Origin of the sequence: Actinophytocola oryzae (assembly GCF_004364325.1) — a bacterium.
Lineage (GTDB): Bacteria > Actinomycetota > Actinomycetes > Mycobacteriales > Pseudonocardiaceae > Actinophytocola > Actinophytocola oryzae.
This window is the reverse complement of sequence record NZ_SOCP01000014.1, coordinates 113,115-138,910: the sequence shown is the minus strand read 5'-3', so window position 1 is coordinate 138,910 and position 25,796 is coordinate 113,115. Positions and strand designations below refer to the sequence as shown.

20 protein-coding genes, 2 pseudogenes and 1 riboswitch are annotated in these 25,796 nt (G+C 67.3%); of the genes and pseudogenes, 13 read left to right on the top strand and 9 right to left on the bottom strand.

Annotated features, from left to right (window positions below):
* A riboswitch (cobalamin riboswitch) is annotated at window positions 1-179 on the top strand.
* A 123-nt stretch (window positions 180-302) separates the two neighbouring features.
* Window positions 303-806 (top strand): FecCD family ABC transporter permease, encoded by a 504-nt coding sequence (locus CLV71_RS32295; protein WP_424923927.1) that lies wholly within the window; start codon window positions 303-305, stop codon window positions 804-806.
* Here CLV71_RS32295 and CLV71_RS50730 read toward each other — a convergent pair.
* Window positions 741-1,136 (bottom strand): annotated as a pseudogene (locus tag CLV71_RS50730) (SDR family NAD(P)-dependent oxidoreductase); the annotation flags it as partial. The gene CLV71_RS32295 and the pseudogene CLV71_RS50730 sit on opposite strands and share 66 nt — an antisense overlap.
* 130 nt (window positions 1,137-1,266) lie before the next feature.
* On the opposite strand from CLV71_RS50730, the gene CLV71_RS32285 reads away from it, so the two are divergent.
* From CLV71_RS32285 to CLV71_RS48035, 4 genes are read left to right on the top strand one after another with little or no spacing between them, the layout of a single operon-like run.
* The gene (locus CLV71_RS32285; protein WP_133906667.1) at window positions 1,267-2,352 is read left to right on the top strand and encodes an RNA polymerase subunit sigma-70; all 1,086 of its coding nucleotides are present in this window, start codon (window positions 1,267-1,269) and stop codon (window positions 2,350-2,352) included.
* A gap of 1 nt (window position 2,353) precedes the next feature.
* A complete protein-coding gene (locus CLV71_RS32280) occupies window positions 2,354-3,121 on the top strand; it encodes an isocitrate lyase/PEP mutase family protein (RefSeq protein WP_133906756.1) in 768 nt (255 codons plus the stop codon).
* Window positions 3,118-3,876 (top strand): DUF899 domain-containing protein, encoded by a 759-nt coding sequence (locus CLV71_RS32275; protein WP_133906666.1) that lies wholly within the window; start codon window positions 3,118-3,120, stop codon window positions 3,874-3,876. The genes CLV71_RS32280 and CLV71_RS32275 overlap by 4 nt, the downstream gene beginning before the upstream one ends.
* A 59-nt stretch (window positions 3,877-3,935) precedes the next feature.
* The gene (locus CLV71_RS48035) at window positions 3,936-4,079 is read left to right on the top strand and encodes a hypothetical protein (RefSeq protein WP_166664341.1); all 144 of its coding nucleotides are present in this window, start codon (window positions 3,936-3,938) and stop codon (window positions 4,077-4,079) included.
* An 80-nt stretch (window positions 4,080-4,159) separates the two neighbouring features.
* Here the strand turns inward: CLV71_RS48035 and CLV71_RS32270 are convergent, their stop codons facing one another.
* A complete protein-coding gene (locus CLV71_RS32270) occupies window positions 4,160-4,747 on the bottom strand; it encodes a dihydrofolate reductase family protein (protein WP_133906665.1) in 588 nt (195 codons plus the stop codon).
* Between the two features lie 130 nt (window positions 4,748-4,877).
* On the opposite strand from CLV71_RS32270, the gene CLV71_RS32265 reads away from it, so the two are divergent.
* A complete protein-coding gene (locus CLV71_RS32265) occupies window positions 4,878-6,065 on the top strand; it encodes an RNA polymerase subunit sigma-70 (RefSeq protein ID WP_133906664.1) in 1,188 nt (395 codons plus the stop codon).
* Here the strand turns inward: CLV71_RS32265 and CLV71_RS32260 are convergent.
* From CLV71_RS32260 to CLV71_RS32230, 6 genes are all read right to left on the bottom strand, one after another.
* Window positions 6,020-6,364: a toxin-antitoxin system YwqK family antitoxin gene (locus tag CLV71_RS32260; RefSeq protein WP_133906663.1), complete on the bottom strand. Its 345-nt coding sequence runs from the start codon at window positions 6,362-6,364 to the stop codon at window positions 6,020-6,022. The two genes, CLV71_RS32265 and CLV71_RS32260, sit on opposite strands and share 46 nt — an antisense overlap.
* A gap of 652 nt (window positions 6,365-7,016) precedes the next feature.
* Window positions 7,017-7,490, bottom strand: a complete 474-nt coding sequence (locus tag CLV71_RS32250) for a hypothetical protein (protein WP_133906662.1) — start codon at window positions 7,488-7,490, stop codon at window positions 7,017-7,019.
* 1 nt (window position 7,491) lies between these two features.
* Complete coding sequence (locus CLV71_RS32245) at window positions 7,492-8,811, bottom strand: molybdopterin-dependent oxidoreductase (protein ID WP_133906661.1); 1,320 nt, start codon at window positions 8,809-8,811, stop codon at window positions 7,492-7,494.
* Between the two features lie 10 nt (window positions 8,812-8,821).
* Complete coding sequence (locus tag CLV71_RS32240; RefSeq protein ID WP_243866846.1) at window positions 8,822-9,496, bottom strand: methionine biosynthesis protein MetW; 675 nt, start codon at window positions 9,494-9,496, stop codon at window positions 8,822-8,824.
* On the bottom strand, window positions 9,493-10,161 hold the full coding sequence (locus CLV71_RS32235) for a TIGR04282 family arsenosugar biosynthesis glycosyltransferase (protein WP_133906660.1): 669 nt from the start codon (window positions 10,159-10,161) through the stop codon (window positions 9,493-9,495). Before CLV71_RS32235 ends, CLV71_RS32240 begins: the two co-directional genes overlap by 4 nt.
* Window positions 10,158-10,829, bottom strand: coding sequence for a glycosyltransferase family 2 protein (locus CLV71_RS32230; RefSeq protein WP_133906659.1), 672 nt, complete (start codon window positions 10,827-10,829; stop codon window positions 10,158-10,160). Before CLV71_RS32230 ends, CLV71_RS32235 begins: the two co-directional genes overlap by 4 nt.
* A gap of 116 nt (window positions 10,830-10,945) precedes the next feature.
* Here CLV71_RS32230 and CLV71_RS32225 point away from each other — a divergent pair, with 116 nt between their 5' ends.
* Window positions 10,946-12,301, top strand: coding sequence for a hypothetical protein (locus CLV71_RS32225; protein WP_341771685.1), 1,356 nt, complete (start codon window positions 10,946-10,948; stop codon window positions 12,299-12,301).
* Here CLV71_RS32225 and CLV71_RS32220 read toward each other — a convergent pair.
* Complete coding sequence (locus CLV71_RS32220; protein WP_133906658.1) at window positions 12,288-13,373, bottom strand: NAD-dependent epimerase/dehydratase family protein; 1,086 nt, start codon at window positions 13,371-13,373, stop codon at window positions 12,288-12,290. The genes CLV71_RS32225 and CLV71_RS32220 overlap by 14 nt on opposite strands.
* Window positions 13,374-13,914: 541 nt before the next feature.
* Between CLV71_RS32220 and CLV71_RS32215 the strand changes: the two are divergent.
* The 6 genes and pseudogenes from CLV71_RS32215 to CLV71_RS32190 all read left to right on the top strand — a co-directional run bounded on the left by CLV71_RS32215 (window position 13,915) and on the right by CLV71_RS32190 (window position 25,576).
* Window positions 13,915-14,746: pseudogene (locus CLV71_RS32215) on the top strand (transposase family protein).
* 496 nt (window positions 14,747-15,242) lie between these two features.
* Window positions 15,243-15,755 carry a helix-turn-helix transcriptional regulator gene (locus CLV71_RS32210; protein WP_208297848.1) on the top strand — a complete coding sequence of 171 codons (513 nt, stop codon included), beginning with the start codon at window positions 15,243-15,245 and terminating at the stop codon, window positions 15,753-15,755.
* Between the two features lie 2,171 nt (window positions 15,756-17,926).
* Window positions 17,927-19,447, top strand: a complete 1,521-nt coding sequence (locus tag CLV71_RS32200) for a hypothetical protein (RefSeq protein ID WP_133906655.1) — start codon at window positions 17,927-17,929, stop codon at window positions 19,445-19,447.
* A complete protein-coding gene (locus CLV71_RS32195) occupies window positions 19,444-20,187 on the top strand; it encodes a hypothetical protein (protein ID WP_133906654.1) in 744 nt (247 codons plus the stop codon). Before CLV71_RS32200 ends, CLV71_RS32195 begins: the two co-directional genes overlap by 4 nt.
* A complete protein-coding gene (locus CLV71_RS48030) occupies window positions 20,188-24,534 on the top strand; it encodes a hypothetical protein (RefSeq protein WP_166664340.1) in 4,347 nt (1,448 codons plus the stop codon).
* The gene (locus CLV71_RS32190; protein ID WP_166664339.1) at window positions 24,524-25,576 is read left to right on the top strand and encodes a Wadjet anti-phage system protein JetD domain-containing protein; all 1,053 of its coding nucleotides are present in this window, start codon (window positions 24,524-24,526) and stop codon (window positions 25,574-25,576) included. Before CLV71_RS48030 ends, CLV71_RS32190 begins: the two co-directional genes overlap by 11 nt.
* Window positions 25,577-25,796: the final 220 nt, after the last annotated feature.

The window sequence follows — 25,796 nt, the reverse complement described above, 5'->3', positions numbered from 1 at the left end:
TTACCGTCCTGTCGAGCCAGTGAAGCCCAGGTGGGCCAGGGAATCCGGTGTGAGTCCGGAACTGTCGCGCAGCGGTGAGGGTGACCGGCGGAACACGCGCCACTGGACCGGATGGTCCGGGAAGGCGTTCCGTTGGGGTGATCCCGAGTCCGAAGACCTGCTGGTTCGTTCGTCGACCAACCGGGCTCCGCGATCTGGCCCCCGGCGAAGGCGGGTCCGCATGGCGGTCGTGGCGTGGCGTGGCCGGTAGCGCGCGCCGGCTGCCGGTCGTGCCGCTGCTGCTCGCCGGTCTCGTTGCCAGCATGGTCGTCGCGCTGGCCCTGGGGTCCGAACCGTTGCGGCTGGGCGGGGTCTGGGAGACCGTCGGGGCCCGGCTGAGCGGTGCCACGGGTCCCGACCCGGTGTACGACGCGATCGTGTGGGACCTGCGTGCCCCGCGGGTGGTGATGGCCGCCGTGGTGGGAGCGGGGCTGGCGCTGGCGGGCGCGGTGATGCAGACGCTGGTCCGCAACCCGCTGGCCGACCCGTACCTGCTGGGTGTCTCCGCCGGTGCGGGTGTCGGGGCGACGCTGGTCATCGTGGTGGGGGTGTTCGGCGTGTCGGTCGCCCAGGGCGGCCTGACGCCGTTGCGACTGGTGCTGACCGGGGTCGTGCTGTCCGCGGCGTTCTCGTCGGTCGCGCGACTGCGACAGGGAGAAGGCGGCCGCCTTGGAGATCGAGTAGGACGGGATGACCGGTATCGGAGCCCATGCGGTGACCGAAAGTACGTTCACGATGACTCCCCGGGACCGGGTCAGCAGTGGTAGGAACGCCTGTGTCATTCCGTAGGTGCCGAAGAGGTTGACAGCGAGTAGTTGTTCGAGCGCGGCCCGGTCGTTCAGGTCGTCATAAGCCGACAGTCCAGCGTTGTTGACGAGGATGTCGAGAGAACCGACTGCCTCGACCGCGGCCCGGATCTGCTCGGTGTAGGTCACGTCCAGCGGGAGCGGGGTGACGCGGTCGTCCGGGTTTGTGAGTGGTTGGCGGGTGCCGGCGTACACCCGCCGCGCGCCCCTGCCCAGGGCTTCCTCGACCAGCGCCTGTCCGATACCGCGGTTGGCGCCGGTCACCAGGATCGTCTTGTCCGCGACTGTCATGCATCCTCCTCGGTGTCGAGTTGACGAGGAGGTAGACACCGCGGGCCTGGAGAACTGGCCGCGGACCGACCATTTTTCGGCGTGGGCGGTGTCTATCCCTTCGAGACGGACCGCACGGAGAGGAGCCACCATGCCAGGGAACACACCGAGGTCGGGGACCGGTGTCGAGGCCGACGGGCGGCGTTCGGCCGAGGATCTGCTGGCGTTGGCGCGGGGCGGGGACGGTGAGGCGTTCCGTGCGCTCGTCGAGCCGTACCGACGTGAGCTTCAGGTGCACTGCTACCGGATCCTCGGCTCGGTGCACGACGCCGAGGACGTGTTGCAGGAGACGTTGCTGGCGGCGTGGCGGGGGATCGGCGACTACGAGCAGCGCTCGTCGACACGGACATGGCTCTACCGGATCGCGACCAACCGCTGCCTCAACGCACTGCGGGCCGACTCCCGCCGTCTGCGTGAACGTGCGGCCCCGAAACCGGAGGTCCCGTTGCCCGAGCCGTCGCGCCGCCGGTCGGAACCGAGCTGGCTGGAGCCCTACCCGGATGTGCTGCTCGACCAGATCGCCGACCACCAGCCTGGGCCGGAAGCGCGTTACGAGGTCAGGGAGTCGGTGTCGCTGGCGTTCCTCGCGGCACTGCAACTGCTGCCGGCGAGGCAACGAGCGGTGCTGGTGTTGCGGGACGTGCTCGGGTTCCGGGCGAGCGAGGTGGCGACCATGCTCGACACGACGGCGAACGCGGTGACCAGTGCGTTGAGACGAGCACGGGGTGCGCTGACACATGAATTGCCGAGCGTTGCCGCTCCATTGCCGAACTCGCCGCGGGAACGCCGGATCGTGGCTGACTTCAGCCGCGCGTTCGAGGCGGGCGACGTCGACGCGATCGTCGCGTTGCTGACGGACGACGCATGGCTGACCATGCCGCCGCTTCCGCTGGAGTACCACGGCCTGGACGCGATTCGGCACTTCCTGGCGACGGTGGTGCTGTGTGACGGTCGCCGGCACGTGTTGGTCCCGACGCGGGCTAACGGCCAACCGGCGTTCGGCTACTACCTGCGTGATCCGCGGTCGCCGATCCTGCACGCGCACGGCCTGCTCGTGCTGACCGTGTCCGGTGACCGGATCGACGCGCTGACGCGGTTCCACGACACCGCGCTCATGGCGATGTTCGGACTTCCACGGTCACTACGGGACTCTTTCGAGGTGGACAGTGGGCACTGACGTGACGGAGTTGACGGCTCGTGCCGAACGGCTGCGCGGGCTGCACCACGGGACGATGCTGGTGCTGCCCAACGTGTGGGACGCGGCCAGCGCGACCATCGTGGCGGAGGCGGGGTTTCCCGCGGTCGCCACGGCCAGCGCCGCGATCTCGGCGATGCTCGGTTATCCCGACGGCGAAGCCGCGCCCTGGCAGGAGATGTTCGCCGCGGCCGGTCGGGTCGCCAGGGCCGTGCCCGTCCCGACCACTGTGGACGCCGAGGCGGGATACGGCATGCGGCCGCACGAGTTCGTGGACCAGCTGCTCGAGACTGGCGCGGTTGGCTGCAACCTGGAGGACACCGACCACCGGGCGGGCGGCCTGACCGACGCCGGCGTGCACGCCGCATGGCTCGCTGCCGTCCGGTCCGCCGCGGCCGATGCCAAAGTTCCGATCGTCATCAACGCCCGGATCGACGCCTTTCTACCCACCAGCGGGATTCCCGAACCGGAACGGGTCGCCGAGACGATCCGCCGGGGCCGCCTCTACTGGGCTGCCGGCGTCGACTGCCTCTACCCGATCGGCGTACGCCATCGCCACGACATCGCCACCCTCGTCACAGAACTACCCGGCCCGGTCAACGGCAACACCGGTGAGGACCTCGACCTGGCCACGCTCGCGGAGATGGGTGTGGCGCGAGTGTCCTACGGCCCCCGTTACTACCGCGCCGCCCTGGCCAACCTGAAATCCAGTATCCAAGAAACTGGCCTGAATACGGAGAAGAAACGATGACTCTTCCAGAGGTCGTGTCCCGCAACGAGTGGCTGGCAGCCCGGCGGACACTGCTCGACCAGGAGAAGGCGGCCATGCGGGCACAGGATTCGGTGACCGCGCAGCGCCGAGAGCTACCCATGGTCAGAATGGACAAGGAGTACCTCTTCGAAGGCCCGGCCGGTCGGATGCGCCTCGTCGACCTGTTCGAAGGCCGCCGCCAGCTCATCGTCTACCACTTCATGTGGCACAACTCGGCAGCCAGGGCCCGCGGCGACCAGAGCATGGACGAGGGTTGCGCGAGTTGCTCGTTCACCATCGACAGCGTGGGCCGCCTGGACCACCTCCACGCCAGCGACACAACCTTCGTGCTCGTCTCCCGGGCACCGCTGGCCAAGATCGAGACCTTCAAGGCGCGGATGGGCTGGACGATCCCGTGGTACTCGTCGGCCGGCAGCGACTTCAACTACGACTTCCACGTCACCAACGACGAGTCCGTCGCCCCCGTCGAGTTCAACTACAAGGACAAGGCGACCCTGGAGCGGAGCCCGAAGACCGCGTTCGTGACGAACGGCGACGGACAGGCCCTCAGCGTCTTCGTCCGCGACGACGAATCCGTCTTCCACACCTATACGACCTACGGGCGCGGCACCGAGTTCATGATGAGCACCTACCAGCTCCTCGACCTCACCCCGATGCCCCGCCCACGCTACGTCAACCAATGGCCCTACCACGACACCTACGGCAGCGAAGCGAACAACTCCCACCACTGCTGAACCCGAGCGAACGGGTGATCGAGTCAACGCCACTGAGGTTGACACTCCTAGTTGTACTGGTGGCCGCCGGCGTGTGGTTCGTGTGGTGCGGCCTGCGTTCCGGCTCCGGTGGGACGACACGGCCCGCTGCCGACAGGATTTCCGACCTGGCCCACGCCATCATGGCCGTGGCGATGATCGTCATGATCTGGCCGATGGCCTAAATGAAAACCACGTGAAGATGCGCCTGATGCGCGACGGGCGCCGCGGGTAGCGGAGACCTGCGGCGCCGTCGTCGTTCTGGTTACGAGGCGTCTCGGGCGTACTGGTGGGTCAGGAGGGCGAGACCGTCTCCGACGGTGTGGGTGTCGACGAGACGCATCGGCATGACGGCGCGGGTCGGGCCGAAGAGTCGCTCGCCCGCGCCGACCAGGACGGGGCAGGTCATCAGCCGCAGCTCGTCGACCAGGCCGTGGTCCATCAGCGTGTGTGCCAGCTGACCGCTGCCGTAGACGATGATCTCCCCGTCCACCTGTTCTTTCAGCGTGGCTACCTCCTTCACCGCCTCGCTCGTGAGCGCGGTCGAGTTGGTCCACTCCGGGTTGTCGAGGTCGGAGGAGGAGACGACGTACTTGGGCAGGCTCCGCAGCCTGTCCGCCCAGGCGCCGGTGCGGGCCGGCCAGCCGCGGGCGACGAACCACATGTAGCTGCGGCGCCCCATGAGCAGGGCTTCGGCGCCGAGCGCCTCGTTCAGCTCGACCTTCGCCCACTCCTCGCGGTCTGTGCGTCCCATTCGGGTGAACCAGCCGCCGCGTTCGTGGCCGTCCTCGCCGGTCGGGTCCTGGATCACTCCGTCGAGCGAGATGTTCTCGCTGATGACGATCTTCCCCATGTCGTTCTCCTTGGTGGTGTCATCGACTGCCACCGGGGTGGACGACGTAACGTCGGGAAAGGGGGCGCTGCTCGGCCGCCCCTTTCGCGCCCTGCCCGGCGTCCATACAGGATGGAGGCAACGAGGAGAGGTGGCCGGAGTGGACCTGATCAGCAGGGCGCGGGCCGGGGACGGTGAGGCGTTCCGTGCACTGACCGAACCGCACCGTCGGGAGCTGCAGGTGCACTGCTACCGGATGCTCGGGTCGTTCCAGGACGCGGAGGACGCCCTCCAGGACACGTTGCTGTCCGCCTGGCGGGGTCTGGGCGGGTTCGACGGCCTCGCCTCGCTCCGCACCTGGCTCTACCGGATCGCCACCAACCGTTGCCTGACCACGCTCCGGTCGACCAGCAGGCGCCCGGTCAAGGAATGGGACATCCCCGGGGTCGAACCGCCAGAGCCGACACGGTTCGGCGAGGTCCCGTGGCTCGAGCCGTTGCCCGACGCGCTCCTCGACGGCGCGCTCAACCTGCCCCTCGGACCGGAGGCCCGGTTCGAACAGACCGAGTCGATCTCGCTGGCCTTCGTGACCGCGCTCCAGGTCCTGCCACCGCGCCAGCTCGCCGTCCTCATCCTGCGCGACGTCCTCGGGTTCCACGCGAGCGAGGTGGCCGACATGCTGGACACGACCGTCGAGTCGGTCAAGAGCACCCTCAAACGGGCGCGCGCGAGCCTGCGGCGACGCCGGTCGACGGGCGCCGACCGGGAGCCGCCTCCCGCCGCCGGATCGTCCTCGGAGGACGCGATCGTCGCGAAGTTCGTCAGGGCGTACGAATCCACCGACATCGACGCGGTGGTGGCCCTGCTGACCGACGACGTGTTCATCTCCATGCCGCCGCTGCCCTTCGAGTACGAGGGCCGGGACCTCGTGGGCCGCTTCTGCGCGGGTCTGTTCGACGCGGGCCGCAGGTTCCGTCTCGTACTGACCCGCGCGAACGGCCAGCCGGCGTTCGGCGCCTACGTCCGTGCCTCCGATGGGACCCACCACGGGGCCGGCCTGTTCGTCATCGCCCTCACCGGCGACCGGATCGATGGCATCGAGCTGCACGACCGGGTGTGGCAGGACCGCCGACGGCGGCTTGGCGGTCAGACTTCCTCGTTACAGGTTTCGGCGGCGCGAGCAACACTTACGGGGCCGAAGAAGCACTTGCCCAGGCGACTACCCATTGGCAGCCTTCGGTACGAGAGCCTCACCATTTCGGCGACCGGGGTCCTGGTGAAGCTAAGATCTCATCAAGGGAAGACTTTTCGCTTTGACTCGCTACCTTCTTTGTTATAGGTGACCCATTCACCGGTCTTCTTGCCTGCGTTGTACTGTCCTTCGTCCAACAGGTTGCCGTTGCTGTGCCAACGGCGCCACTCGCCGTGTTGCTTGCCGTCCACGAGAGCGCCTTGTTGCAGGAGGCCGCCGCCTTCGCGATACCAGACCCACTCGCCTTCGAGTTCGCCGGCCCTGTAAGCGCCCTCCGCCTTCACCTTGCCGTTCTTGAAGTAGAACGTCCACGGTCCACTTCGCTTACCGTCCAGCAAGTCGCCTTTGCCTGACAGGGTTCCGTCCTTGAAATGCTCCTCTGCCATGGAGAAGAGTGTAGAGCTAAGGTGCGCCTCGGACTCCTCGCTGGTCACCCTCCGTTACGGGCCGGAGCAGCAGGGATCGGTCAGACAAGAGGGATGAGCATGACGGCCGGCCCCGCGTTCCCGCCGGTGGCGTCGGTCGCGAGCCGGCCGAGATCAGGCCCGGCCAGCCGTTCGTCGATCTTTCATCGGCGCTAGTCAGTGGGGCACGGTGACGGTGACGGTCAGTCCTCCGTCCGCGCGGGCCACGGCGGCCACTTCGCCGCCCTGGGCGTGGGTGATGGCTCGCACGATGGACAGGCCGAGCCCGAACCCCGGTCTCCGTTGGCTCGTTCGTGGTCCAGCCGTCAGAACGGAGGAGTGGAAGGTTGACCTGATCGCATGGTGGAGGGATAACGGTGGTCTCTCCCTCGGCTCGCAGCGTGTGGTATGGGTATGACTCGACCGATCAGGTGAGGTCGGGCTCAAGAGCATGGCGGTACGGGCCGCCGACATCGGCAACATCCGCTGGCGCTGTGGCGTCGCCAGCATCGGCGGATCGCAAACCGAAACGTGCGCGAACGGCACGGTTGGCCATCCGCCTGACCGATCGCGGTGACATTGTTTCCTGCACACTGACTGGTCGCGCAGCGTGCCGTCGGCGGAACCGGCAGATTCATCGGTGGCGGGCGCGGGCGGTGCGTATGCCGTAGGCGATGGCGCTGGTGGCGAAGAAGAGGGCGGTGAGCAGGAGCCAGCGGACGAGGAAGGGTTCCTGGGTTTGTCCGGTGGCGGCCAGGTAGGTTTTCTGGCCCTGCCGGATGATCCCGGGCAGGAACAACAACAAGAGCAGTCCGGAAGCCAGGGCGGGGATTCGGACGTGGTTGACGAGCGGGACCCGCCTGGACCGTCGGGTGTCGTCGCCCAGCACGTGGTGGAGTGTGTGGTCGGCCGCGGTGTAGAGCGGGAACAGGATCAGGTCGTGGCCGATGACGGCGGCGGCGAACCAGAGGGCCATGGTGAGCAGTTTTGGATCGGATCTGATCTGGAACACCGCGTACCCGGCGAGGGCGAACGACGCGAGCAGGATGAGCAGGTGCATGGGGTAGGCCCCGTAGAAGGTCCGGAAGTGGCCGCGGTTGGCGGGCATGTCAGTCCTTCCGGAACTCGATCGAGTGGACCCATTTGGTGTTGTGGACGCCGGGTAGGGCCGGGACGATGATGCGGGCGGGGTAGCCGTGGTCGGGGCTGAGATCGGCGCCGTTGACGCTGAGCGCGAGCAACGAGTAGGGGTTCAGCACCTGGTTCGACTGCAGCGTCGCCTTGGCGAACGCACCCCTGCGTTCCAGCGATCGCACGTGTGCCGAGGCGGGTTGCGGCACGCCGGCGAGGCGGGCGAGGTCGCGCAGTCGGACGCCGGTCCAGTTCTCGGTGGTGGACCAGCCTTCGACGCAGGCGATCGGCAGTGTCGCGGTGTGCTGGGGCATGGCGACCAACTGGCGTCGGTCCAGCCTCACCGTGGTTCGGCCGCCGCGCAGTTCGAGTGTCCAGTCGGGTCCGGTGTCCGACGCTGTGATGCGTGCGGCGGCCGCGGTGCGGTTGACCTGGAAGTCGTTGGGTCCGTCGCCTCGGGTGCGGCCGCGTGGCAGGAGCAGCGCGAGCGGCCGGAGGACACCGCCGACGGTCTGTCCGGCGGTGAGCACACCTACCAGCAGTGATCCGCCCGCGACGAGTCCGAGTGCGCCGCGTCGGCTGATGGTGGGTTTCGTGGGGTCGGTGGGCACGAGCCCGTACGGGTCGGCTGGTTCGGGTGTGGTGCGGGCGAGCGGGGTGCGTAGTTCGGCGCGCAGTGAGCGTGAGCGCAGGGCGCGGACCATGTGCGGCAACTTGAGCGCGACGTGGGTCACGAACGCGGCGATGAACACCCAGGCGCCGATGTAGTGGGCGGTGTAGAAGCTGAAGCCGAAGATGTAGTCGTACTGGATGTTGAGGACGCCGGTGACGATCTCGAACAGGATCGAGCCGACGAGCAACAGCAGCGACAGACGTTCGAGCACCTGTGCGGCGGACCGGGCCGGTGGCCAGGCGAACAGTTTCGGTACCACCGACCACAGCTTTGCCAGCACCACCGGGATCAGGACCAGCCCGAGGCCGACGTGCAGGCCCTGGTTGAGGCGGTAGAGCCAGGACGGGCTGGTCGGCCAGTCGAAGTAGGGCAGGTGCAGCAATCCGACCTCGCCGGGGATGGCCTGTCCGAACTGGGGGCCGTAGGCGATGTAGGAGAGCAGACCGGTGATGGTGACGACGGGCAGGGCGATCAGCAGCACCAGTCCGAACATCGAGGTGAGCCAGGGGCCGCGCAGCGGGCTTCGCCACGACCGTGGGCGGAACGGGCCGCCGGGCCGGTGGCGTTCCAGCGTCTGCCACAACCGGGCGGGGAATCCGACGTGGTCCGGTTCGGTGCGTGCCATGGCTGGTCCTCTATCCGCGTTCGAGGTGGGCGAAGTAGCGTCCCAGCCGGTGGCGAGCCGTGCCCACCACGGTCAGTCCGGCGAGCCGCCCGACTGCGGCGATGGCGTCCATGCCGACGAGTGCCCAGGGGAACCACGGGCCGATCGCGTGCTGCTCGTCGCGGAGCCGGGCGCCGCCGCGCCACAGGCCGGTTCTCGGGCCCTCGGCCTCCACGACCACGCTTCCGCCGGTGTCGAGCAGCGCGTTCGCCCTGCGCAGCAACCGCACGGGATCGCCGCCGATACCGATGTTGCCGTCGGCGAGAAGGACGTGCTGCCAGCGGCCCTCACCCGGAAGCCCGGCGAACACGTCCCGCTGGATGACAGGCACGCCTCGGCCGCGGCATCGGGCGACGGCGTGTCGCGACAGGTCGACCCCCAGCGCCGGCACCCCACGGGCGCGGAGCGCCTCGACAAGACGGCCGGGGCCACAGCCGAGGTCGATGGTCGCGCCGCGGCAGCGTTCCAGCAGACCCTGGTCGCCGGCGTCGCCGTGCTGCCAGCGCGCCGCGTGCATGAGCAGTCGTCGACCATCCGCGAGCTCCAGTTCGCCCGCACCGCCGGTCAACGCGCTGTCGAAGGTGTCGTCCCGGTATCCGGTCACGGGCGCGCGGACCACGACGGGGGTCGCGTCCCCGGGTGTCACAACAACACTCTGGCGGCGGAGGCGAACCGGGTGCCGGGTGCCTCGGTCGCCACTCGTCGCACGTCGTCCACGACGTCCACATCGGACAGCACAGGCGCGGTGTCCACGCGCAGGCCGCGGCGGCACAGTGCTAGAGCGGTGCCGTGCCCGGTGTCGGCTCGGGAGGTCGGGACGCCGGCGACAGCCTGTGCGTCGAGCGGATCGCGAAGTCCGAGGATCCACCAGCCGCCGTCGGTGGCGAGGCCAAGTACCGCATCGGTGCCCGCGCAGTTCAGGGTCACTCGACAGGACTCGAGCAGTTCCGTGGTGATCTGCGGTGTGTCCATGCCGATCTGCAGGATCGGTCGTCCCGGCACCGCCGTGGCCGCGTCGGCGTGTGCGGCGGCGATCCGTTCCCCCAGCGACTCGCCGCGTTGCGTGACGACGGTCAGGCTCCGCAGCGCACGGCGGATCTCCTTTCCCCGCACGGCGCCGGTGAGGTCGCCGGCCAGGGCGACCACGGGCACGAGGTTCGGCGCGGCACACACGGTGGCAAGGGTGTCCAGCAGTGCGGCGGCCGCGATCTCCGCCGCCTGGTGTGGTGTCGCAGGTGGACAGAGCCGGGTCTTCACCTGGCCGGGATGCGGCGCCTTGGCCAACACCAGCATGATCGTCTCCCCGCTCATGTGCGGATCGCCACCATCGACATGTCCCGCACCGCGCGCAGTGTTCCCCGCACCGAACCAGACACCTTGGACCTTCCGCCCGCGCGTGGGCGGTACTCGATGTCCACCTCACGCAGGCACCAGCCGTCGGATGCCGCTCGCAGCAGCAGTTCCAGCGGATAGCCCAACGCCCGGTCCCTCACCCCGAGGCCCAACAGCCGATCACGTCTGCCGACACGGATCGGCGCGATGTCGTGCACCGGCACGCCTCGACGCCGCAGCAACGCGGCCAACGCCGCGTTGCCGGCGCGTGCGTGCCAGGGCTGCACGTGCCTGCCCGCCGCGATCCTGCGGCCCAGCGCGAGGTCGACACGGCCGTCGGCGTCACCGTCGAGAACCAGGCTGACCAGCGTGGGCAACACCGCGGGATCCAGTGAACCGTCGGCGTCGAGCACGGCGACCAACTCGCTCGTCGCGCTCTCCAGTCCGGTGTGGACCGCGGCGCCGTAGCCGCGGCGAGGCTCTGCGACCACGCGGGCTCCCCACTCGCGGGCCACCGCCGCTGTGTCGTCCGTGGAGCCGTTGTCGACCACCAGTGCGGTGAAACCCGTGGGTAGGCCCCGCAACACTGCCGGCAGGGCTTCTGCCTCGTCGAGGCAGGGCAACACGACATCCACGTTTGTGGTCATAGTTGGCATTCGTAGCCCGAACGGCAAAGGATTGCCAATCGGTTCAGAATAATGCGGCTACGGTTCGTGGTGGTCAGGCGCGCGCCGGGACCGCGAACGGGTTATCGTTCGGAGCAGTGACTACACAGCGAACCGGCGCAGACCGAAGAGTCGAGACCAGTCGTCGGAATCTGGTCCTCGACCTACTCGCGGTCGGGCTTGCCGTGTGCGTGGTCGCGGCCGCGATGGTGGTCGGGTGGCAGCTGAAGCACGACAGTGTCGCCATCTTCCTCCCGTTCCCTCCGCTGGTCGCCAGCTGGCTGCCGCACGTGGGGCCTGGCACCGTGTTCGCACCGGTCGTCGCCGCGGTCTGCGTGCTCTACGGACCGACGTTCGCGACGAGAGCGCGGTGGCCCGTCCTGCTGGCCGCCGCCTGGGGTATGTCGGTCGCGTGGACGACATCCCTCGCACTCGTCGACGGATTCCACACCGGGATCGCCGGCCGGTTGACCACCTACCCGGAGTACCTGCACGACGTGCCGTTGGTCGGCGACATCTCGGCCATGCTGCGTGACTTCACCGGCCACATCCTCGTGGACCAGCCACGACACTGGACCGTCCATGTCGGAGCGCATCCACCTGGCGCGTTTCTCGTGTTCCTCGGACTGGACCGGATCGGGCTAAGCGGCGGCGCCGCCGCCGGCATGTTCTGCGTCCTGGTCGGCGCGTCCGCCTGCGTCGCGGTCGCGGTGACGCTCCGCGCGCTCAGCGGCGAGACCCTTGCCAGGACCGTGCTGCCGTTCGGGGTGCTGTTCCCCGGCGCGGTGTGGGTCGGCGTGTCGGCTGACGGACTGTTCGCGGCCGTTCTGGCCTGGGGCCTGGCATTGTTCGTCGTCGGTGCCACGAACAGGGGCGTGTGGGCGGCGGTGCCCGCCCTGTGCGGCGGAATGCTGCTCGGCTACACCCTCTACCTGTCCTACGGCCTTGTCCTTGGCGGACTTCTGGCCGTCGCTGCGGTCGTGGCGACCCGCCGGTGGTGGCCCACACTGTTCGGCGTCCTCGGCGCCGGCCTCGTGGTCGCGGCGTTCACCGCCGCGGGCTTCTGGTGGTTCACCGGGTTCGAGCTGACCAAGACCCTCTACGCGGGCAGCGTGGCCCGAACTCGCCCCTATTCCTATTTCGTGTGGGCGAACATCGCCGCACTGCTGTTCGCGCTCGGACCGGCGACAGTCGCCGGTCTGCGCCGCTTGGCCGTCACGCGGCGCGCACTGGGCTGGGGAGCCGGGTTGCTCGTCGCCGCGGCGTTGGTCGCGGTGCTGGCCGCCGACGTCTCCGGGCTGAGCAAGGCCGAGGTCGAACGGATCTGGTTGCCCTTCGCGGTCTGGATGGTCGTGGCGTGCGGGTCGCTGCCCAGGGCACAGCACCGTGGCTGGCTGATCGCCCAGGTCGTTCTGGCGCTGCTGGTCAACCATCTCGTGCTCACGGTCTGGTAGCCGAGGCCCGCAACGGGGCACGCGCGAACTCGTCGATCCCGTCGGCGAACGACACGGCCGCCCGGAATCCCAACAGCTCGGTGGCCCGGCTCGGATCGGCGACGATATGCCGGACATCACCCGGACGGGCACCGCCCACGACTCGTGGTGGCGGACCGTCCATCGCCGCCGCGAGCGTCTCGGCCAGTTCGCCGACCGTGTGCGGCTGCCCGGAACACACGTTGATCGCTGTGCGGAGACCGGCCGCCGGCGACGGCGCCTCCGTGGACAGCAACGATTCCAGGGCCAGCACGTTGACTCTCGCCACGTCCGAGACATGCACGAAGTCGCGCCGCTGCCGCCCGTCCTCCATCACCTCGGGTGCCTCACCCCGCTCGAGCGCCGAGCGGAAGATCGACGCGACCCCGGCGTACGGGGTGTCCCGAGGCATTCTCGGACCGTAAACATTGTGGTAGCGCAACGCCCACACCCGACCGCCCGTCTGTCGTGCCCACGCACCCGCCAGATGCTCCTGCGCCACTTTCGAGGCCGCGTAGGTACTGCGCGGATCCAGCGCCGCGTCCTCGGGTACCAGCCCAGGTGTCAACGCCTTCCCACACAGAGGGCAGAGCGGATCGAACCTGCCAGCGGCGAGGTCGTCAGCGAGTCGCGGCGCGGCAGCCACCCCGTGATGTGTCGGGCAGACGTACCTGCCCTCGCCGTAGACAACCATGGAACTGGCCAACACCAACCGACCCACCCCGTGCGCGTGCATGGCCGCGAGCAACACCGCCGTGCCGTAGTCGTTCACACTCGTGTAGTCGGGCCCGTCCGACGGGTACAACCCGTGCCCCACCATCGCCGCCTGATGACACACGGCGTCGACACCAGGCAACACCCGGTCCAGCACCACCCGGTCCCGAACATCACCCAACACCACCTCATGACCGTCCAACCAGGACGGAACCTCGGCGCCGCCGTGCGCCTGAGGCAACAACACGTCCAGCAACACCACCGAATGACCGGCAGCGACCAACGCGTCCGCGATGTGCGAACCGATGAACCCGGCTCCGCCCGTGATCAGTATCCGCATCAGGCAACCGTAACCGCTCCGGAGGTGGTCGGCTCATGCACGCCGTCCCGGAGCGAGGCGCCGACATCGTGCGGATGTGACTTCCGCCTGGGTCTGGGGCGCTTCTCCACGGGTTTCCCATGGGTGTCGATGCCAAACGCCACGAAGGATGTCGTCGAAGATCGCCCCCAACCAAGCCGAAACGGTGTCCGCTGCGAATACGGAGTGTTGTCTCGGCCCAGACCCGCCGGATCAGCGCTAGGCAAGGAGCTGAGGATGAACAAGCTAGGACAAGGCGCCGCGCTGGTAGTGGCCGGTGCTGCGGCCCCGACTCCGACCAGTCGGCCTGGCATGGAAACCCGCTGTATCTCAGCCATTCTCACGACCTCCTCGCTCCGAAGACCCCACTGAGGTGATCTCAGCTAGATCGTGTTTGGTGGGCGTGGTGTGAACGTGTGTCGTTGGTGCGGCTCGGTGGATCGTGGGAGCCGGTGAGATGTGGGCGGGGAGCTCCTGGTAGGACTGGATTTGCGAAGATCAAGTCCGATGTCAGGGGCTCCCCGTGATTGCCTATCGTGCCATGCTCGACGTGCCGCGTGAACTCGCCCAGTACCTCAGCCGACCGCTCCACGCTGAACGCTGTCGGCGTGGCACCCGCCGCAACAGCAGGGCGTTGACCTGCTTTCGGCAAGCGGTGCTGGGGTTGCGCTGGTTCCGTCAGAACGTCGAGGTCACCGCGTTGGCGCGGGATCACGGAGTCTCCCGCGCCACCGGGTACCGCTACCTCGACGAGGTCATCGAGGTGCTCGCCGACCAGGCGCCGGATCTGCATGAAGGCCTGGAGAAGGCCAAGGCCGACGGGGTGGCGTACGTGATCCTGGACGGGAAGATCTTCTCCGCGGACCGCTGCAGCGAGCAAACCATGAGTGTCAAAGGAAAACCGATCGACCTCTGGTACTCAGGGAAAGCCCACGAGCACGGCGGCAACGTCCACGCACTCTCCGGGCCGGACGGGTTCCCACGATGGGTGGCCGACGTCGAACCCGGCTCGGTGCACGACATCACCGTGGCCCGAGAACACGTCCTCGGCGCCCTGTACTGGGCCTACTCCCACCTCGACCTGCCCACCCTGACCGACCGCGGCTACGAAGGCGCCGGGATCGGCGTACACACTCCGATCAAACAACCCCCCCGGTGACCAGGTACTCCACGTGAACAACCGCACCTACAACGCCCTGCTCCGCGGCCTACGCTGCATCGGCGAACGCGGCTTCGCCGTCCTCACCGGCCGCTGGCGCGCCCTCCACCACACCACTGCCAGTCCCAGCAAGATCGGCGACATCGTCAAAGCCGCACTTGTCCTCACCCATTTCGAACATGGCCTACTCACCTGAAAGTCGGTGAGATCACCTCACTGAGAGACCATGGCGCCGTCTGGTCAGCACCGCCCCAGCGTCGACGGCACCCAAAACGGGGGTGCGTATGGGGGACGATCACCCGGATTTGGCCGGTCCCAGCCGGGTAGAGCCGGATGTTTCATGATCAGCTTCGGAGGCTTCGTCGCAGGTCAAAGGGCCTGTTCAGAGTGGGTTTGTGAGGGTGCCCCCGGTGCGATTCGAACGCACACTGGACGGGTTTTGAACCCAGATGCCAAACCAGCGCTGACCTGCCCTGATAGGCGATGTCGCCGCTCTTCGGGGGCGTATCGGGGGAGCGCAGGTCAGGGACAGCCTGGCTCACTGATCGCGCAGGTGAAGCGAGCCGGGGTGTCACGCTGTGTGCTCCGCACGTATCAGCAGGTCAGAGCGGCTCGGTTGCTGATCAGTCAGAGGAGGAGGTCTCGTATCTAAGTAGATACCCTGGTTTATGTTCCTGGGGAGGTGGTGGCTGGTGTCTGTTACGGGATTGTTGGAGGAGGCACGGCATAAGGCCGGCCTGACTCAGGATCAGCTCGCTCGGCAAGCGCACACGTCGCGCACGGCGGTGTCGGCGTATGAGAACGGTCGGAAGAAGTCGACGCTGGACACTGCTGAGCGCTTGTTGAGCGCCTCGGGCTTCGAACTCGACATGCGTCCGCGCATCACGTTCCACCCTGTTCCAGGTACTCGGGGTCACGTCTACCAGGTGCCGAACCAGCTCCCATCGCTCCCGCTGCCCAAGGCCTTGGCGACTGTGGCGTTGCCGCTGTCGCTGAACTGGTCTCAGCCGGGCCGGCAGTACCACCTCAGGGACCGATCGGATCGTGCCCGTGTGTACGAGGCGGTGCTACGAGAGGGCGACGAGAAGGAAGTGCTCACCTACATCGATGGTGTGCTGCTGGTCGACCTGTGGGAAGAGCTGGTCTTGCCTCGCGACGTTCGCGCGGCCTGGGATCCGCTGATCTCGGAGCTGGTTCCTGCGTAGTGACAACCAGCTCCGAGGAGATCCCTCTCACCGCTTTCCAACTTGAGGTTGCACAGCTGTTCTTCGCCTGCCCGCCAGTGAAGGATTTGTTCCCGCCGATGGTGCCGCGCTCATCGCACAGCATCTGACGGCCCGCCCGACCCAGGACGACTGCGAGGACTAGGATTTTCGCCCTTACCCCTGGTGAATTCGGTTCTCCTCCACCCTGGGACCGCTGTCTCCGTCGGTCGCTCCCGCTTGCTGAGAGCGATGGGGTTGGGCTCTCAGCAGTGACGTGTGATCTCCCACGGTGAACCCATCACTCTGCACAAGCACCCTGCACAAGCTGCGTGTCGCCACTGGCGCACAAGTCGATCAGGCAGCCGGGTCGGCCGTTGTGGGGACGAGTGAGCGTGAGGGCCAGCAGAGACGGCATCGTGGCCGCATCGGTTCCTTGTGAGCGCGCATGCGTCGGTGGCGGTGGCGGTGTCGGTGGTGCAGCCTGACACCGATCGCGCCAAGCGGGTGACAACTACAAGAAAGAACACCGCCAACGAAATAAAAATGAACTAGTAACATTTCTTGTCGCAGAGAATCGTCAAGGACATTCTCGGAACCAATAGGGTATGGATGATCGGTGTGTTGATGACTTGGGATATCAGTGGATTGCCATGGGTGCTATGACGCCGATCTTGGTTGACGGGTCATCCAAAATTAAGATCTGTTTCCGCAGGTCAGCGACTTGCTGCTCGGTCAACCGACGTCGAGATGTCCCTGTCGGACACCAGTCATGTTTGACACAGCCGGTGTCTCGTGGTCTACTTCTGACCTCAGCGCCGATCTGGCGCCGCTTCCGCTATTCCGCTCAAAGAGGGCAAGAGGTGTTTTTTCTGCCCTGAGGAGTAGCGATGGACGGCGTGGTCTCGATCGTTGAGGCGCTGAGTCATCGGGCATTGCCGGTCGCCGCGCCGGTCGTTGCCATGGTCGGCGTGATCGTCCTGCTGCGGAGCCCGCTGGCCCGGGCCGTCTGCTGGAACGTCTTCCTCAAGGCCATTGGTGTGCCGCTTGACCGGCGGCAATCCCTCCTTGCTGATGCGGCCAGGGCGGATCTCGGACTGCCTGCGGGTCTGGATGAATCGCGACCCACTCCCCGTGCTTCGACCGACCTCAGCCGCCAGAAACGGCGGCCACATGGTCTTAGTCGCGGTCGCCTTCGCCGCCGACGGGCCGGTCGATCACCACGGACGCCGCCAAGACGCGCCGGTGGACGATGATGACCATGCCAACCGATCACGGCTTACCGCTGGCGGTTGACCGCGTCGGTCTTGGTCACCAGCGCGTTGAAAACCCGCTGGGAGCCCACGGGCGCAGGACACGTACGCAAGCGCTGAGATGATCTCGCGCCCAAGCCGGTGTGACGCGCGGCTGTCCTCTCAATCGGGCGGCGCGGGTGCAGGCGGAGGGCTGATGAGGGTGGTGTCGGAGGTGGTTCGTCCCACCAGCCAAGAAGGGAGCCGCGCGCGATGTACTCGAACGTAGGGACAAGCATCGGGGCTTCCTTGGCGTCCCGGACGCCACCGAGTCCGCCAGCGTTGAGACCCCAGGGACTTCTTGGATGGCGGCGTTCTCCTGAGGGTGGAGTGTCGTAGCCAATGAATGGAGGTGCCTTGGTTGGCGACCCAGGGGAGTTGGTCGCCGAGGTGTTTCCGGGGTGTGGTCGTAGCGTCTGCTGGTGAATGGTTGGTCGTTGCGGTACCGAAGCACGTGGTCGGTGGGAAAGATGATGCCGCGCTAACCGCCGCGTGTCAGGGTTTCGAATAGACAGGAAGGCTGGCGGTGGTACGGAGACTCTCGAAGCGGACATCGTCGTCAACGCGATGGGTCGCTCGGGCCGGGCCGGAACCTGGTTGGAGGAGTGCGGCTTCCCGCCACCCCCAGCAGACCGAGTCCGGATCAATGTTACCTATGCCACCCGCCACTACGCGTCACGACGGAACTCCGGCGGGAACGCTTTCGACATGGCAGACATTGTTCCAGCGAGGAACGCATCTTCACAGATCAGGAGCCAACCAAACCGGGGGACTCCTCTCGAGGTGGTGAACAAGCCTAGATTCTCGGCGTAACGTCTGGCGAGCGGCGAACGACGGAGTTCCCGAACTGGCGGGTAAGCATGCGGGCAAGTCGAGGGGGCCATGTCGCGTTTAACCGGCTCCGAGGCGCGCCACAGCGTCGATCTGCATGGCCGATGGCAGGCACTGCAGCTGTTGCAGCCGGTGTTCGAGCTCGTCAACCGCGCGGGGCCGCGTGCAGATTTCGATCATCGAAGCTACGACCTCGCGCAGCTTGCGCTACGCCTGATCGACTACGTGGTCCTCAACCAGGCGAGCCTCGAGGGATCGGTAAGTCCTGAGAGTGTCGTCGACCACCTGGCACAGGTCAGTCGCCGGATGAATCCGGAGGATCCGGCCCGGCCATGGACCAAGATCGCGAAACTCGTGCTTACGACGTTGCTCAACGACGGCCGCCCGCACGAGGCGACCTGGCGTGAACTGGCCGGTGACGACGAAACATGTAGTGAGGCTCGTCCATACCGGTACCGGCTGCTCCGTTTGGGCGAGGGTGAGGAAGGCACCACGATCACTGCCACAGATCCGGCGATAGTGCTCTACCTGCAGGCGCTGAACTCGGACCTGGCGAACCGTGCGCTCGCGCTCAAGCTGCTCGTCGAGATCCAGATGAAGGCGGGTGAGTTCGACAAGGCCTTGGCCACGGCCCGGCAGGCCACCCGCACGGCCCAAGGACTATCAGCCAGTCTTCGCGAGAAGCTCGATGACACACGGCGCGACATCCGCAGTGTTGACTGGCATGGAGAGATGCCGTCCTGGCTGCATGACGTGATGGGACAGATCGAGCACCAGATCGAGAAGGACAAACAACTGCGCGACCTCGCGGAACGGTCGAGTGAGGACCCGACAGCCACGGACGCCTGCCGGAACATCGTGTGGGAGGTTCGACGGGGCGAGGATGTCTGGTTGCGCCTGGAACGGCATGTGGCGCGAGCTATCCCCGTGTTCCTTGCCGCACAGGAGGTACAGCGGTTCCAGCCACGCGGTCTCGCCGCGGCCATCGACTTGGGTGACGATCTCCTCCGGCCTGCCCTGCTCGCCGACGACAGGTTGCTCATGGACGTGGCGGACACGATCGTCGCCGGCGGCTTTCCACCGCGGACGCAACCGCAGTGGGGTGTCGATGAGTTGGTCAGGCAACTTCTCCGGGAACCGCTGACGCGTGAGCAGCAGGACCCCGACATCGATGAGCCCGGCGACCTGGGCGAAGCGCTCGGTGACTCCATCGCCGATGACGTGGCGTCCTGCGCCACCGACATCTTGGCCATGGCCGCCCGGGAGCCGATGCGGCTGTCGGACCTGCTGGCCGTCGCTCGGCAACGGGCCGGCGACGTGGACGAGCCGCTCAGGTTGCTGGACATCATCTGGGCAGCTGCCCTCTATGTGTTCGTCGCGGGCGGCGAAGCGGCTGCCGACGATCGACCTCGGCGTGCCGACCTCGCCGCAGCGGTTTCGGCACTGGTCGCGATCGACTACGGCCACATGCTCGATGACGCCCGGTATCTCGGCCCTGACCTGCTGCTCGCCACTCCCGCGACATTCGACCAGAGGGACGCGGACACCGACAACTCGATCGGAGCGGCATGAACCTGACGGATGTGACCGCCGCGGCGAGACTGATCCGGTACGCACTCGCCACCAAGGAGCGGCCGTCCGGCGACGGTCAGTACCGCGTCCTGCTCGACCGCTACCGCACAAACACGGAGTTCGCTGAGATCGTCGGCCGAGTGGCGGACGGGCTCGGCCTCGACGTGCGGATGCCAACCCAGCTCGGCCTGCTGATCGCCGGGCACGCCGACGGGCCTTTCGCCGTAACACTGGACAACAGCGGCCTGCCCCTGAGGACACAGCACAAACTGCAGGACCGACGCTGCTTCGGCCTACTGCTGGTCGCGCTCGTCGCGTATGCCTACCCGAACGGCGAGGCACTCGTCGACACGACCAACCCGACAGTGCGGGCCATCGAGTTGGAGCGCTTTCTCACACGGCACATCACGACGGCGATCGAGGCCGCGGACGAGAGCGACGACGAGATCGACCAGCAGTTGGGTGCGGCAGCACGCACGTGGCTGGACCTCCCCGAGGTACTCCCCTCCGAACGTGGAGGGCTACGCCGGGACTGCCGACGCGACTACGTCCAGAAGACCCTCGACTACCTGGTCGTGCAGGGACGGGCCCGGCGGGAGATGGCGCTCGACGACGAGCACGGCAGCGTGTACGCACTCAACGACCGGTTCCGGGTGGGCATCTCCGAGGTGACGGAGTCCGTCGTCTTCGAGGTGCTCGCCCGCGCGTCGCGGGACGTGGACGACGAGGTGGAAAGCTAGATGTTCCGGCTACGCCGCTTCTACCTCGACTCGATCGGAGTCGCAGACAACCGGTTCTCCGACCTGACGGTCGACCTTACCGACCGGGCAGGGGAGCCAGCGGACTCCATCGTGTGGCTGAGGAACGGCGCCGGCAAGACCACGATGCTGTCTCTGCTGCTCGCACTGATCCTCCCCGACCGCAGGGACTTCCTCGCCACCAGAACGAAGAAGCGAACCCTGGAGGACCTCGTCCTCGGTCCGGACACATCCCATGTGGTCGCCGAGTGGGTCGATCCAATCGGACAGCTCCTTCTCACCGGTGCGATCTACGAATGGGACAACCGGACCCGCCCGCGGGACTACAACGCCGCCGGAAAGGAACGTCTGCGGCGGACCTGGTGGTGCGTGAGCCCGGATCCGACGGTCGAGGGGTCGACTCTGGACGACCTGCCATTCACTCTGCGCTCCAAGGGAAACGTCAACCGGGACGGCTTCCGTGCGCACGTTCGGGGTCTCGCCGCCCAAGGCGTGAACGCGGTGGTGGCCGACCAGTCAATCGCCGAATGGCACCGGGCACTACGCGAACGCCGGTTCGACCCGGAACTGTTCCACTACTTCACCGAAGTCAACGCCGCCGAGGGCGGCATCGACGGCCTGTTCTCCACCATCGACTCGCCAGGCGCCTTCGTCCGCTACCTGCTCCGCTTCACCGGTGACCGGCAGCGGATGCAACCGGTTCGGGACCTGCTGGCGGAGACCGCGGTGGAGATCGCGAAGCGGCCGACCTACCTGGTCGAGCAGGACTTCTGCGTCCAAGCACAGCCCAGGGTGAGCGCGCTCGGCGAGGCGCACGAGAAGGTGCTGACGGCGACAAGCGCTCATGAGACGCGAAGGGAGATCGCCGCCGGGTACAAGCGCGCGCTGCTCGACGCCGCGACGGCCGCGGACGCCATGCGGCGGATCGCACTCACGAGGCACGAGACGATCGAGGCCGAACACAAGGAGGTCCGCAACACCGGTGACAGCGCCCGTCGCCGTCGTGACGAGTACCTCCGGCTCGCGGCCGAGTTCCGGGTACGAGCCGCCGAGACGGCCTTGTCGGCTACGCGGGAACAGGTGACCCGCCTCCGGCTCGAGGTCGATGCGTGGGTCGCGGTCGCGGACCTGGTGTCGATGACCATCGCGCAGGCGGAGCTTGAGATCCGCGAGGCCGCGCTCGCCGCTGCCGCAGAGGGTGCTCTTCCTCTTGTCGAGGCGCTCGACCATGCCAAGTCCGTGCTCGCCACGGCGCTCGACAACGCGATCGCGGAGGCCGAGACGGCGCTCGCGGAGTGCCACCGGCGTCTGGACAGCGCCAATGCGGGTAAGTCGGCGGCCGAGCGGATGCGGCGGGCTCACCACGAGGAGCAGGTCGTGCTGGACAGTGAACAACGGGAGCACAACCGAACTGTCCTGCGATTCACCGATGCCACCAACGCCGCGGTCGCGGATGGCGTGCTCGGCGAACATGAACGCCTCGATGCCGCGGTGACCAGGCTGACCAGGTCGGAGTTGGCGGCCATCACCAGCATCAATGGCCTGGTCGGCGAACAACGAGCGTTGGTCGGCGCCGTGGAGGAAGCGGTGGGGGCGCAGCGGGTTGCTCGCACGGTGACCAGTCGCGCGGTTGATCGTCACCGCGTGGTCGCCGGTGAGCTCGCCGCACTCGAGACCCGGGCCGCCAGGATCGGGGACAACGCTCGACTCCGCATACTGTTGCAGGCCGATTCCATAGATCTGGCCGAGAGTGGGGACGACGCGGTCGCTCTGCTGCATCAGGCCATCGCCGCCACCGACTCGACCATGGTCGACGTGCGTGCGGCCAAGGCCGATGACACCCGCGCAGTGCTCGCCCTGGAGACAACCGGACTGATGCCGCCGAGGCGCGAGGTCTCGGAGGTCGTCGACGCCCTCGCGTCCGCCGGCTTCACTGCCCACTCCGGCTGGCGCTACCTGGCGGAGAACGTGCCCATCGAGGAACACCGGGCCCTGATCGACGAGCTGCCGGAGGTGGTCGACGGCGTTATCGTGTACGGCGACCCGGCCGACGCGGCGGCCCGGATCGAGGTCGAGCTGGATGATGTCGTCGTACTCTCGCCGGCCACCGTCTTCCGGAACCGACGCGAGCCACGCGTGGTCCTCGGACCGGTTCCGGCTCGCCACGATCCGGCGGAGGCCAAGTCGGAGCTCGGTCGCCGCCAGGAACGACTGGCCGGGCGGTCCCAACTCCTCGTACGGCTTGAGGCACAGCGGCGGTCCGACGAAAGCCTCGCAGGTCAGATCGAGGCATGGGTCGCCGATCTCCCCACAGGCGGCCTGGTCGGACTTCGGCGGCGTGTCGGCATCGCGGCTGATGCTGTGGCGAAGGCGAAGGATGCCGAACAGAAGGCTGACGAGCGGCTGGAGGAACTGCGTGAGCGGCTGGCCGGAGTCCGCGAACGGCTGGCCGATGAGCAGACCTCCCTGGCTCGCCTCACCGAGCAACTGAGGCGGACGACTCACCTCGACACTGAGAACCGCGAGGAGGTCGAGCCCGCGAACGCACGCCTGGCGGCGATCCCTGGACTGCTGCAGGCGGCAGGGGAGGAGGAGGCAGCCGCCAAGGCGCGGTATCACGAGGCGGATGAACTCATCGAAGGATTGAAGGATCGGATTCGTGAACTGTCGGCGCGGCGCCGTGAGTGGAGCAATAGCCGTGCCGTTCTCCCTCGAGCCGAACCGGGCACGGAGCTCAGTGTCGAGGCCGCGTCGGCGGCCGTACGAGAGGCCGAGTTCCAGCTGCGTGAGCGTTTCCCCGAGAGCGAGCTTCGCCGGGCACTCCTCGAGGCAGAGGGCAAGGTCACGAGGGCGGCGGACCCGTGGAACCGACACACACAGCCGGTACGTGCCCGCGCGTCTGAGCTTGCGGCCGGGTCGGTTGGGAGCGATCGGGAGCTCCGGACGGAGGAGGCCGCACGGGTCCGAGCCGACCTCGACATCGCGAACCAGAAGGTTGGTGCGGCTGCCAACGAGCACGTGACCGCCGAGACCGAGCTGCGGAATGCGACCCCGCGCGGCCGCCTGCGCCACACTGAGCAGGTGATGGATGTCGCCAACCGGGTGCACGCACAGCGGCTGGCCTCCGAGGCGAATGAAGAGGCCACCCGGATCCAGCTGCGCGTCGGACAGCTGGAACGCGACCGGGACGCGGCGAAGGGGGAGGCGGAACGCGCCCGGACTCGCGGCGGAATGCTCCGCGACCAGGCCGATCGACTACGCGACATCGAGCCGGCCCCGGCGCCCACCGGCACCGTTCCGGACGACGACGAGGACATCCGCGCGGCCGTTGGGGACCTGGCCGAGGCGCTGGACAAGGTCAGAACCGCATACCAGAACGCGGCGTCGGTCCGGTCGCAGCGGGCCGACGCACTGCGGACGTGGGCCGACGACGACCGGTTTGCCGCCGTGGCGGAGGACGAACACGGACAGGCCGTCCGCCGGCTCCGGGAGCTGTTTCGCGGTGACCAGGTGATCGACCGCGTCGGCAGCCGGGCAGGGGAGCTCACCGAGGACCTGGCCGTGCGCGGGCGGGCGATCGGCCAGCAGCTCGAGCAGGTGGAGGCACACAAGAAGAACGTCGTGCAACGCCTGGCCGAACTCGTCGACGACGCGCTCACCGTGCTGCGTCGCGCGTCCACGCTCTCGGAGCTGCCGGCCGGAATCGGGCCGTGGGAGCACCAGCGGTTCCTGGTGGTCGAGGCACAACAACGTCCGTCGAAGGAGCAGGTCACGCTCCGGGTCGGCGAATTGGTCGACCGCATGGTCAGTGGCGGCAAGATCGAGCTCGACGCTGTCGAACTGCTCTGGCGCGCGACCGAGGCGTCGGTGGTCGAAGGATTTCGGGCGACGGTTCTCAAGCCCGCACCCGACCAGCCGACTGCCCGTACCAGGGTCGAGGACATGCGCAAGTGGTCGGGTGGTGAGAACCTCACGGCGTCGCTCGTGCTGTTCTGTGTCATGGCTCGGCTGCGTGCCGAGCAGCGCACGGGGGCGAAAGCGGGAAACGCGGGTGGGGTCGTACCGCTGGACAACCCGCTCGGCAAGGCGAACTACCTGCCGTTCCTGGATCTGCAGCGGCGGGTCGCGGATGCGAGCGGGGTGCAGCTGGTCTTCTGGACCGGGATCGGCGATCTCGGTGCGGCCACCGCGTTCCCGCGCATCGCGGCGATGCACAAGAGACCCTCGGCGACGCGTCCCGGCCGGGCCTACGTGCGTAGCGATCCGAACAGTTCGTTCACCGGTGATCAGGTCGTTGACGTCGTCACGTCGGTGCGGCATGACCCGTGAGCCGGTTTTGGCCGAGGCGATCGCGAGCGTCGTCGCCGGCCATCCGATCCGCCGGGTGCCGCTGAAGGACGTGCTCGCGGCGGCGGCGTCAGTGGATCGCAGCGCTGTGGCATCGGTGGACTGGCGCTCGCGCGTGCTGGCCGCGATCACGTCGCTCGCCGAGCAGGGCAAGGTCGAGCTTCCCAAGACTCGTGCGGACGTGACTGCGTTGCCACCGTTGCCCAGTTACCTGCAAAGACCTGCTGCCCCGACGTCGGCTCCGGTCGAGACGGCCTCCGTCGTATGGCATGCCGATCTGACGTGGGTTGCGGTGGCCGAGGATCAAGGGCGTCTCAACTCTGCTACACGGCGTTTCCTCAGCAAGGTGAACACCTGGTTGCCGCGACGGCGAGGTGTGTGCGTGCCACTTCGCGAGCGGTCGCTGGAGATCTTCGGCGACGAGAAGGAACTTGAGAGCTGGGTTCTAGGTCCATTGTTCGATCCGGACCGGCTCAGCTTCGAGCTCCTCGAATGTGAGCCCTGCTGGCCTCCCGTGGAGCAACGGATCTTCGGCGACGCTGACTGGCTGATCATCGAGAACTACACGACGTACGTCTCGATCTGTCGTGTGGCTGCTCGACGTGGTTTCGAAGGACGCATCGTCTGGGGATCCGGCAACCAGGTGGGCACACGATTGTCGGCACTGGCCGCGGAGGGAGACCGCCCGGTTCGATGCTGGTACTTCGGCGACATCGACGCTGGCGGTTTCCGGGCTGCCCGCCATGCCTGCGTCCGTGCGGAACAACTCGGCTTCGATGCTATCGCCCCCGCGCGAGGGCTGTATCGCCTCGCGACCATCCACGGTTCGAAACGACGGGTTCGCGGGAATGGTCGCGCCAGTCAGGAGCTGATCCGCTGGATCCACACCTGGCTGGAAGGCACCCTAGCCACGATCGCGGCTGAGGTCGCCGGGGCGGGCGATCGGATCGTACAGGAGAATGTCGGGATCGAGGTGCTCGAAACGGTGAATTCGATATCGGACTGGTTTGCTGTTGAGGATTAGGTCGAAAAGGCCTTTCAGAGAAGACCCTCGGAGAGGAAGGGCCTCCCGATGTCGAGCGTTGTGCTGCTGTAACCAGGTCGCCCCGCTGATATTGTCGAATTTGATCCCGTCAATCCGCTCAAGCAGACACAGCAGCACTCGTCGGCCAGCGTGAATCCCTAGATGGAATCGATGAGATGGAGCTGCGGCGCGGAGGGTCAGTTCGCGTGCCGATAGAATC

Coding starts and splice junctions, on each gene's coding strand:
- CLV71_RS32295 (WP_424923927.1), top strand. CDS start 303: ATGGTCGTCGCGCTGGCCCTGGGGTCCGAACCGTTGCGGCTGGGCGGG.
- CLV71_RS32285 (WP_133906667.1), top strand. CDS start 1,267: ATGCCAGGGAACACACCGAGGTCGGGGACCGGTGTCGAGGCCGACGGG.
- CLV71_RS32275 (WP_133906666.1), top strand. CDS start 3,118: ATGACTCTTCCAGAGGTCGTGTCCCGCAACGAGTGGCTGGCAGCCCGG.
- CLV71_RS32270 (WP_133906665.1), bottom strand. CDS start 4,747: ATGGGGAAGATCGTCATCAGCGAGAACATCTCGCTCGACGGAGTGATC.
- CLV71_RS32260 (WP_133906663.1), bottom strand. CDS start 6,364: ATGGCAGAGGAGCATTTCAAGGACGGAACCCTGTCAGGCAAAGGCGAC.
- CLV71_RS32250 (WP_133906662.1), bottom strand. CDS start 7,490: ATGCCCGCCAACCGCGGCCACTTCCGGACCTTCTACGGGGCCTACCCC.
- CLV71_RS32245 (WP_133906661.1), bottom strand. CDS start 8,811: ATGGCACGCACCGAACCGGACCACGTCGGATTCCCCGCCCGGTTGTGG.
- CLV71_RS32235 (WP_133906660.1), bottom strand. CDS start 10,161: ATGAGCGGGGAGACGATCATGCTGGTGTTGGCCAAGGCGCCGCATCCC.
- CLV71_RS32230 (WP_133906659.1), bottom strand. CDS start 10,829: ATGACCACAAACGTGGATGTCGTGTTGCCCTGCCTCGACGAGGCAGAA.
- CLV71_RS32220 (WP_133906658.1), bottom strand. CDS start 13,373: ATGCGGATACTGATCACGGGCGGAGCCGGGTTCATCGGTTCGCACATC.
- CLV71_RS32200 (WP_133906655.1), top strand. CDS start 17,927: ATGTCGCGTTTAACCGGCTCCGAGGCGCGCCACAGCGTCGATCTGCAT.
- CLV71_RS32195 (WP_133906654.1), top strand. CDS start 19,444: ATGAACCTGACGGATGTGACCGCCGCGGCGAGACTGATCCGGTACGCA.
- CLV71_RS48030 (WP_166664340.1), top strand. CDS start 20,188: ATGTTCCGGCTACGCCGCTTCTACCTCGACTCGATCGGAGTCGCAGAC.
- CLV71_RS32190 (WP_166664339.1), top strand. CDS start 24,524: ATGACCCGTGAGCCGGTTTTGGCCGAGGCGATCGCGAGCGTCGTCGCC.